Below are 7,091 nucleotides of genomic sequence, written 5' to 3'. Positions count from 1 at the left end.
CCACCAGCGCCACACCCATCGCGGCCGGCCGCAGCCATGCGGTGCGCAGTGCGGCGGTGGCACGTGGGCAGCGCAACAGGCGCGCGCCCAGCAGCAGCGCATCCAGCACCAACACCGCCAGCGCGCCGATCAGCAGCGCGGTGAAGCCGGTGGCGAGCACCGCAAGGACCGGTTTGGGAAGTTCCGGGGAGGCCATGGTGCCGGCGAACCGGGCCACGATGCGGTGATGCAGGGCCAGCGACACCACCAGCAATCCAAGCGGGCCGCGCAGCGACAGCGACACCCGCAACGGCCACACCACGCGCCACACCACGTACAACGCAAGCAGCACACCAACAACACTCAGCACAGGCAGATCCAGTTTCAATGGGGGAGAGCCGACATCGCACTACAGGGCGACAAGGCAGCCCCCATCTTTGCCGAATCCGCCGGTCGCTGCCACCGCGCCACTGTCATGTTGGCCACGATGCGCCTCGTGGCCGGCCGACATTTACCGGCGCGGGGGGCGTGCGGTGCCGGTTGGCGCCGCGGCACGCGTGTCGGTTGCCGCCTTGGGTGCCGCACGTTTGCGCGGCGCGGACTTTTTTGCCGCCGTGGCCGCCACGTTCACCGCCACCGCAGCACGGATCAGCGCTTTCAGTGCCGTCGCGTTGATCGTGTCGCCCTCGTGCAGGTCGATCGCGCGGCGCGTGTTGCCGTCCAGACTGGCGTTGAACAGCCCGGCCGGATCGTCGAGCGCGGCGCCCTTGGCGAAGGTCAGCTTGACCGCGCGCGCGTAGGTTTCGCCGGTGCACAGGATGCCGTCGTGTTCCCAGACCGGCACGCCGCGCCACTTCACCGTTTCCACCACCGCCGGGTCGGCCTGCTGGATGATGCGGCGCGCGTGCGCCAGGGTCGTGCCGCGCCAGTCGTCGAGGCCGGCAATCTTCGCGTCGATGACCTGCGCGGCCGACGGGCCCGGGTCGGCCGATGCGGTGGAGGTGCTGCGGGAGGCGGCCTTGGTCATGGCAATGTCCTGGCGGAAATGGCAGTGGGTGGTACCACCGGCACGCGGGCCGGTTACATCCGCTCGCCGGGCAGGCGGCTGGCCTGGCGGACCCAGGCGCTGAACTGCGCCTCATCCAACGGCACCGCTTCGCGGATATGCAGGTAGCGGGTGTCCTGGCTCTTTGAGGGCTCCGGCGGCACCGGCTGCAGTGCGGTGCCCCGGAAGAAGGCCACCTTGATGTACCCGGTGAAGCAATGCAGGCTCAGGAACCAGCCGTCATCGCCAGCGGCATACAGCGGTGAGTTCCACTTCACTGCCTTGCGCACGCCCGGCACCGCCGCGCTGATCAAGGCATCCAGGCGTTCGCCCACGGCACGTTTCCAGCCGGGCATCGCCGCGATGTAGGCCTGCACCGGCGCGTCGCCCTCGCCTTTGGGAATCTGCGGATTGCCGCCGGCCAGCAGGCGCGGCGCGGCAGCAGACGGTGTCGAACGCGTTGGCATGTGCACGCCTTCCGGAAGCAGCCCAGAACCGCCTTATAGACCCCGGCGGACGGGATGGCAACGCAGGCAGGGCTCAGCGCGCGTAGCGATACACCCGATCGTGCGGATCGCTGCGTGGGGCGCTGGCGTCCAGCGTTCCACCCAGCCGCTGGGCCACCCGCGCCGAGCCGGCGTTGTCGGCGGCCACGTAGCTGACCAGTGTCGCCACGCCCAGCGTGTCGAAGGCCCAGTCGCGCATCGCCTGCGCCGCCTCGGTGGCATAGCCCTGGCCTTCGTGACCGGCATACAGCAGCCAGCCCAGTTCCTTTTCCGGAAACAGCGGGCCGTCGTTGATGCCGATCTGGCCCACGCAGGTGCCCGTCTCGGCGTGCTCGATCATCAGCGCCCCGTGGCCGAAGAAGTGCCAGCAGGCCTGGTCGTGGCAGAACATGCCCCACGCCGCACGCAGGTCGAACGGACCGCCCAGGCCACTCGCCCGCGGCGAGGCCAGGAACGCGGCATACGCGGGGAAATCGGCGATGGCCTGTGTGCGCAGCAGCAGGCGTGGGGTGCGCAGGGTGATCGGGGCGGCGGGCGCCATGGCGGGGTTCCAACGTGAACAGGCCGGCATGGTCACGCGGGGGCGGGCGGCCGATCAAGGCCCCGGGCATGCCCAGCTGAACAGATCCGGGTGACGTGGATGCCAGCACTTGCGCCGGACGGGTCACGCGCCTATAAATGAGCAAGCACTCACTTACTCATTCCCATGGCCCGCCCCCTCAGCGAACAGAAACGCGACGCTATCCTCGACGCCACCGCCAAACTGGTGGCCGCGCAGGGCATTGGCGCGTCCACGGCGCAGATCGCGCGGGCGGCGAAGGTGGCCGAAGGCACGGTGTTCACCTACTTCGAGACCAAGGACGCGCTGCTCAACGCGCTGTTCGTACGCCTGGAAACCCGGCTGGCGATGGTGCTCGGCGCGGACTTTCCCGACCAGGCCGACGCCCGCGGCCTGGTGCTGCATGCCTGGAACGCGTTGATCGCCTGGGGCTCGACCTACCCCATCGATCGCATGGCGCTGCGCCAGCTCAAGGTGTCCGAGCGCATCAGCGCGCACACGCGCAGCGAATGCGCCGGCCTGTTCGGCAGCATGTTGCAGGCGCTGGAAACCAGCCTGGCCAGCCATATCGATCCGGAGCGGCTGCCGTTCTACCTGGGCCGGGTGTTGATCAACCTGTTGGAAACCACGCTGGAAGCGATGGCGGCCGACCCCGAGAACGCCGCGACGCTGCAGCAGGCCGGGTTCGACCTGTTCTGGAAAGGCATCCAACGATGACCCTGTCTTTTCCTCAGTTAAATGAGTGCGTACACACTCACCAACCAGAAGGCGCCGCATGAGAGCCCTCCCCCTGCTTGCCCTCGCCTTCTCCCTCACTGTACTTATCGGGATGATCCTGACCGTGCCTATTGCCCCCAATGACCAGTCGCCGCAGATGCAGGACGGCCACTTCACCAACGTTGCCCCCAAGCCCAAGGAAACCGTGACCGGTACGCTCAAGCTGCTGTGGGAATTCCTGTTCGACCGTCCGGCGGGCACCACCCCGCCTGCGCCGCCCCCGGTACGCGCGATCACTGCCGCCGAACTGGCCAGTGCCCCCGAGCACAGCCTGTACCGGTTGGGCCATTCGACCCTGCTGGTGAAACTGCGCGGCGGCTGGTGGCTGACCGACCCGGTGTTCTCCAAACGTGCCTCGCCGGTGCAGTGGATGGGCCCCAAGCGCTTCCATGCCCCGCCGATCGCGCTGCACGACCTGCCTCCCATTCGCGGCGTGCTGCTCTCGCACGACCACTACGACCACCTCGACCGCGCCACCATCAAGCATCTGGCCACGCGCGCCGATGTATTCCTGACCCCGCTGGGCGTGGGCGACCGGCTGATCGCCTGGGGCGTGCCGCGCGACCGCGTGCGTCAGCTGGACTGGTGGCAGGAAACCGAGGTGGACGGCGTGCGTTTCGCGGCCACCCCGGCCCAGCACTTCTCCGGCCGCGGGCTGCGCGACGGCAACCGCACGCTGTGGGCGTCGTGGGTGATCCTGGATGACGGCCTGCGCCTGTTCTTCAGCGGCGACACTGGCTACTTCGACGGCTTCCGCCAGATCGGCGAGCGCTACGGGCCGTTCGATGTCACCTTCATCGAAACCGGTGCCTACGACGCCAAGTGGCCGTTCGTGCACATGCAGCCCGAGCAGACCGTGCACGCCCACCAGGACCTGCGGGGCCGCTGGCTGCTGCCGATCCACAACGGCACCTTCGACCTGGCGCTGCACCAATGGGACGAGCCGTTCGAGCGGGTCAGCGCACTGGCGCGGCATCGCGGCATTCCGCTGGCAACGCCGGGCATGGGCGAACGCCTGGACCTGGATGCCCCGCAGCCCGGCACGCCGTGGTGGCGCCAGGTGAAGGCCGAGCAGGACGCGCGGCGGATCACCCCGGTGGGCAGCGCGATGTAATCAGCGCAGGCCGACCACCGTGATGATGACCACCGCGATGCACCAGGTGATCGCCGTGCACAGGCGCACCTGCTGCGCGGTCAGGGGCTCGGTGAACAGGTCGATCAGGTCGAAGCTGAGCAGTGAAAACAGCCCCTGCACGCGCTCGGCGCCGCCCAGAAAGACAATCCAGAAACTCACCGCGGTGATGGCCAGCAACAGCAGGAAGAACAACATGGACAGGTCCTTGATCCGGGTGATGCTGGAAGGGGCACGTCGTACCGGGCAGGTGCCGGGCACTGCCGCAGCATAAGCCAACACGCCCCGGTTGCACGCGCAGCCGGGGTGCATCTGCTACCGTGCCGGCAGCCGTCCGACTGCCCCTGCAATGCCCCTGCCGACCCAACCCGTGTATTTCCTGCCGCTGAGCGAAACAGCGCTTGCCGCGTTCCTTGATGTCGGGCAGATCCCGACCAGCGCGCTGGAGCGTGCCGGCCTGTTCGCCGCAGCCCTGTGCCAGGGGCGCGCCCACCACAGCGCCGCGCTGACCCGGCTGATCGACCAGGCCTGTGCACTGTTTGCCGCGCAGCCCGACGACGCCGATGCGCAGTTCAAGGCGCTGGCCGCCGGCATGCCGGGCCAGCTCAACGACGCGTTGCAGGCCTTGGCCGCACAGAGCGTGGTGCTGGGCCCGGACGCAGTGGTGGCCGAGTTCTGCCGGATGTCGCCGTCGGACTACCCGGTGGATCCGTTCCAGGCAGCCTGCCGCACCACGCTGGAGCCGCACACCATCCGCTTCTATACCGACGCCGCCGGCGAAGAACCCGACGATGTCGGGATCGACGTTGCGCAGGCACCGGCCTATGTCGAGCGCACCCACGATTACACCGCCGAGCAGGCCCGCGCACTGCGCGCGATCGTGGCCAACGACGACGAACACATCGACCTGGACGCCTATGCAGGCGCGGGCAAGACCCACCTGATCCTGCAGCTGCTGGACAGCGCGACCCGGCGCTACACCTACATCGCGCCACGCCCCAGCCAGGTGCAGGCTTTCCGGCGCCGGCTGAGCGGTGCGCTGCCGATCGAGATCCTGTCGCAGATCAGCTTCGCCAACCAGATCGCCGGCGCCGCGTTCCGCCAGGGCATCCTCGGCACCGCGTTCCGCCCGACGTTCCAGATCAGCAAGGCCTCGTTCCGCGACATCGCCCAGCGCATCGGCCTGCAGCCGATCGGCAACCATGCGCCCACCAGCGTGCTGCGCGTGGCCTTCGACGGCATCGCCGCCTGGTGCCGGTCGCCGGCCGAGCGACTGGAGCCGCGCCACTTCGCCCGCGCGTTGCCGTGGGCGATGGTCGATGCCGGCCCCTACATCGCCGCCGCCGAGCACGTGTGGCGCTGCATGTTCGACCCGGCCGTGCAGAAGACCCCCCTGCTCAGCCTCAACGTCGACCATATCGGCAAGTGGCTGGCCCTGCACGGCGCGCGCATTCCCACCCTGTGGGGCACGCTGCTGATCGATGAAGGCCACGACATGAGCCCGGCCTGGAAAGGCCTGTTGTCCGGCTACGAAGGGTCGGTGATCAGCCTGGGCGATCCGAACCAGCGCCTGGTGGGGCGCGCACCACGCTTTGCCACCGGCATGAAGCTGGAAATCGCCCAGTCCGTGCGCCAGGGGCGGCTGGTGGAGCAGCTGGTCAACGAAACCGTGGCACTGGACGCCACCGGCTTTTTCGACGGCCCGTTCGAAGGCTCGGCCGACCAGCCCACGCTGACCCGGACCTACAACAGCTGGGACGAGATTCCCGGCAGCGGTGCGCGGGTCTACGGCAACCCGTGGCGGCTGCTGGAAGAAGCGCAGCGCCTGGCCGCCGCCGGCATCCCGTTCGGCATCCACCCCGACACGCTGACCAGCGTGGGCCGCGAGGTGAATCGCGGCGAAGAGGCCTACCGCGAAATGACCTCGCATGGCGGCAGCAGCCAGCGCTGGGAAGCGCTGCTGGCCGAATGCAGCGAGCAGGACATGCCGCAGATCCCGCGCATGTTCATGCGCGGCTACAACCGCGACCGCTTCATCGAACTGGGCCAGCGCCTGGTCGAGTTCCACGACGCCACGCTGCAGCTGCTGCTGGTGGAGCATGCCAAGAACACCGAGTTCGCGGTGGTGGCGATGTCGATGTGCTGCTTCCGCACCGGCTTCGGCCGTGGCTACGCGCACAACCCGGTGCGTGCGGCGTACACGGCGATGACCCGCGGCACCCAGCAGCTGTGGTTGCCGGCCGGGGCACTGGATGAACTGGGCCAGAGCATCGCCCGCTTCCAGGCCAACCGCACCGACTACCGCCGCAGCAAGCTCACCCGGCGCTAGCGCCGCCCACGGTGCGGGCGGGCGTCCTCAGATCCAGCGCTGGTCCAGCAGTTCGCGCTTGATGTAGGCATAGAACACCGGCGCGGCCACCAACCCGGGCAGACCGAACGCTGCTTCCATCACCAGCATCGCCAACAGCAGCTCCCAGGCCCGCGCCTGGATCTCGCCGCCGACGATGCGTGCGTTGAGGAAGTACTCCAGCTTGTGGATCACCACCAGGTACAGCAGCGCGGCCATCGCCACGTAGAACGATACCGACAGCGCCACGATGGTGATGATGGTGTTGGAGATGATGTTGCCTACCACCGGCAACAGGCCGGCCAGGAAGGTGATCAGCACCAGCGTCTTGGACAGCGGCACGTGCACCCCGAACAGCGGCAGCACGCCCAGCAGGAAGATCGCGGTGAACAGCGTGTTGAGCAGGGAAATCTTCACCTGTGCGAACACCACTTGGCGGAACGCCGTGGCCAGCCGCGAGGTGCGGCCGATCAGTTCCTGCGCCAGCGGGCCCATCTTCGGCAGCGGCAGTTCGTCGTACAGCGCGATCATCGCACCCAGCACCATGCCGATCAGCACGCGGACACTCACCTGCACCACCGACGTGCCGGCCACGCCCAGCTGGCGCTGGTGTTCGGCCGCCCAGTCGTTCAGCGCCGCGCGCAGCGCGGTGAGGTCTTCGGGGATGTAGGGCTGCAGCAGCGCCGGTACCTGGTGGCGTGAGGTATTGAGGATGTCCATCAGCCGCGCCAGCAGCACGTCCGGGC

At 68.5% G+C, this 7,091-nt stretch carries 8 protein-coding genes and 1 pseudogene; 3 read left to right on the top strand and 6 right to left on the bottom strand.

The window, feature by feature from the left end; genetic code table 11:
- The 4 genes and pseudogenes from DBR34_RS22235 to DBR34_RS06075 all read right to left on the bottom strand — a co-directional run.
- Positions 1-349 (bottom strand): annotated as a pseudogene (locus DBR34_RS22235) (metallophosphoesterase); the annotation flags it as partial.
- Positions 350-490: 141 nt separating this feature from the next.
- Positions 491-1,006, bottom strand: coding sequence for a DUF1801 domain-containing protein (locus DBR34_RS06085; protein WP_128096113.1), 516 nt, complete (start codon positions 1,004-1,006; stop codon positions 491-493).
- 53 nt (positions 1,007-1,059) lie between these two features.
- The gene (locus tag DBR34_RS06080) at positions 1,060-1,491 is read right to left on the bottom strand and encodes a DUF1801 domain-containing protein (protein WP_128096112.1); all 432 of its coding nucleotides are present in this window, start codon (positions 1,489-1,491) and stop codon (positions 1,060-1,062) included.
- A gap of 73 nt (positions 1,492-1,564) precedes the next feature.
- Complete coding sequence (locus tag DBR34_RS06075) at positions 1,565-2,071, bottom strand: GNAT family N-acetyltransferase (RefSeq protein ID WP_128096111.1); 507 nt, start codon at positions 2,069-2,071, stop codon at positions 1,565-1,567.
- A gap of 165 nt (positions 2,072-2,236) precedes the next feature.
- On the opposite strand from DBR34_RS06075, the gene DBR34_RS06070 reads away from it, so the two are divergent.
- On the top strand, positions 2,237-2,806 hold the full coding sequence (locus DBR34_RS06070; protein ID WP_128096110.1) for a TetR/AcrR family transcriptional regulator: 570 nt from the start codon (positions 2,237-2,239) through the stop codon (positions 2,804-2,806).
- Between the two features lie 112 nt (positions 2,807-2,918).
- On the top strand, positions 2,919-3,980 hold the full coding sequence (locus DBR34_RS06065; protein WP_128096122.1) for an MBL fold metallo-hydrolase: 1,062 nt from the start codon (positions 2,919-2,921) through the stop codon (positions 3,978-3,980).
- Here DBR34_RS06065 and DBR34_RS06060 read toward each other — a convergent pair whose 3' ends face one another.
- Positions 3,981-4,196, bottom strand: coding sequence for a hypothetical protein (locus tag DBR34_RS06060; protein ID WP_128096109.1), 216 nt, complete (start codon positions 4,194-4,196; stop codon positions 3,981-3,983).
- Between the two features lie 151 nt (positions 4,197-4,347).
- Here DBR34_RS06060 and DBR34_RS06055 point away from each other — a divergent pair, with 151 nt between their 5' ends.
- A complete protein-coding gene (locus DBR34_RS06055; RefSeq protein ID WP_128096108.1) occupies positions 4,348-6,327 on the top strand; it encodes a hypothetical protein in 1,980 nt (659 codons plus the stop codon).
- 27 nt (positions 6,328-6,354) lie between these two features.
- Here the strand turns inward: DBR34_RS06055 and DBR34_RS06050 are convergent.
- On the bottom strand, positions 6,355-7,091 hold a 737-nt coding region (locus DBR34_RS06050; protein WP_128096107.1), incomplete at its 5' end, for an AI-2E family transporter.

This window comes from Stenotrophomonas sp. HMWF003, assembly GCF_003061285.1.
Taxonomy (GTDB): Bacteria; Pseudomonadota; Gammaproteobacteria; order Xanthomonadales; family Xanthomonadaceae; genus Stenotrophomonas; species Stenotrophomonas maltophilia_AP.
The sequence above is the reverse complement of the archived record's forward strand: the minus strand, read 5'-3'. Positions and strand labels throughout refer to the sequence as shown.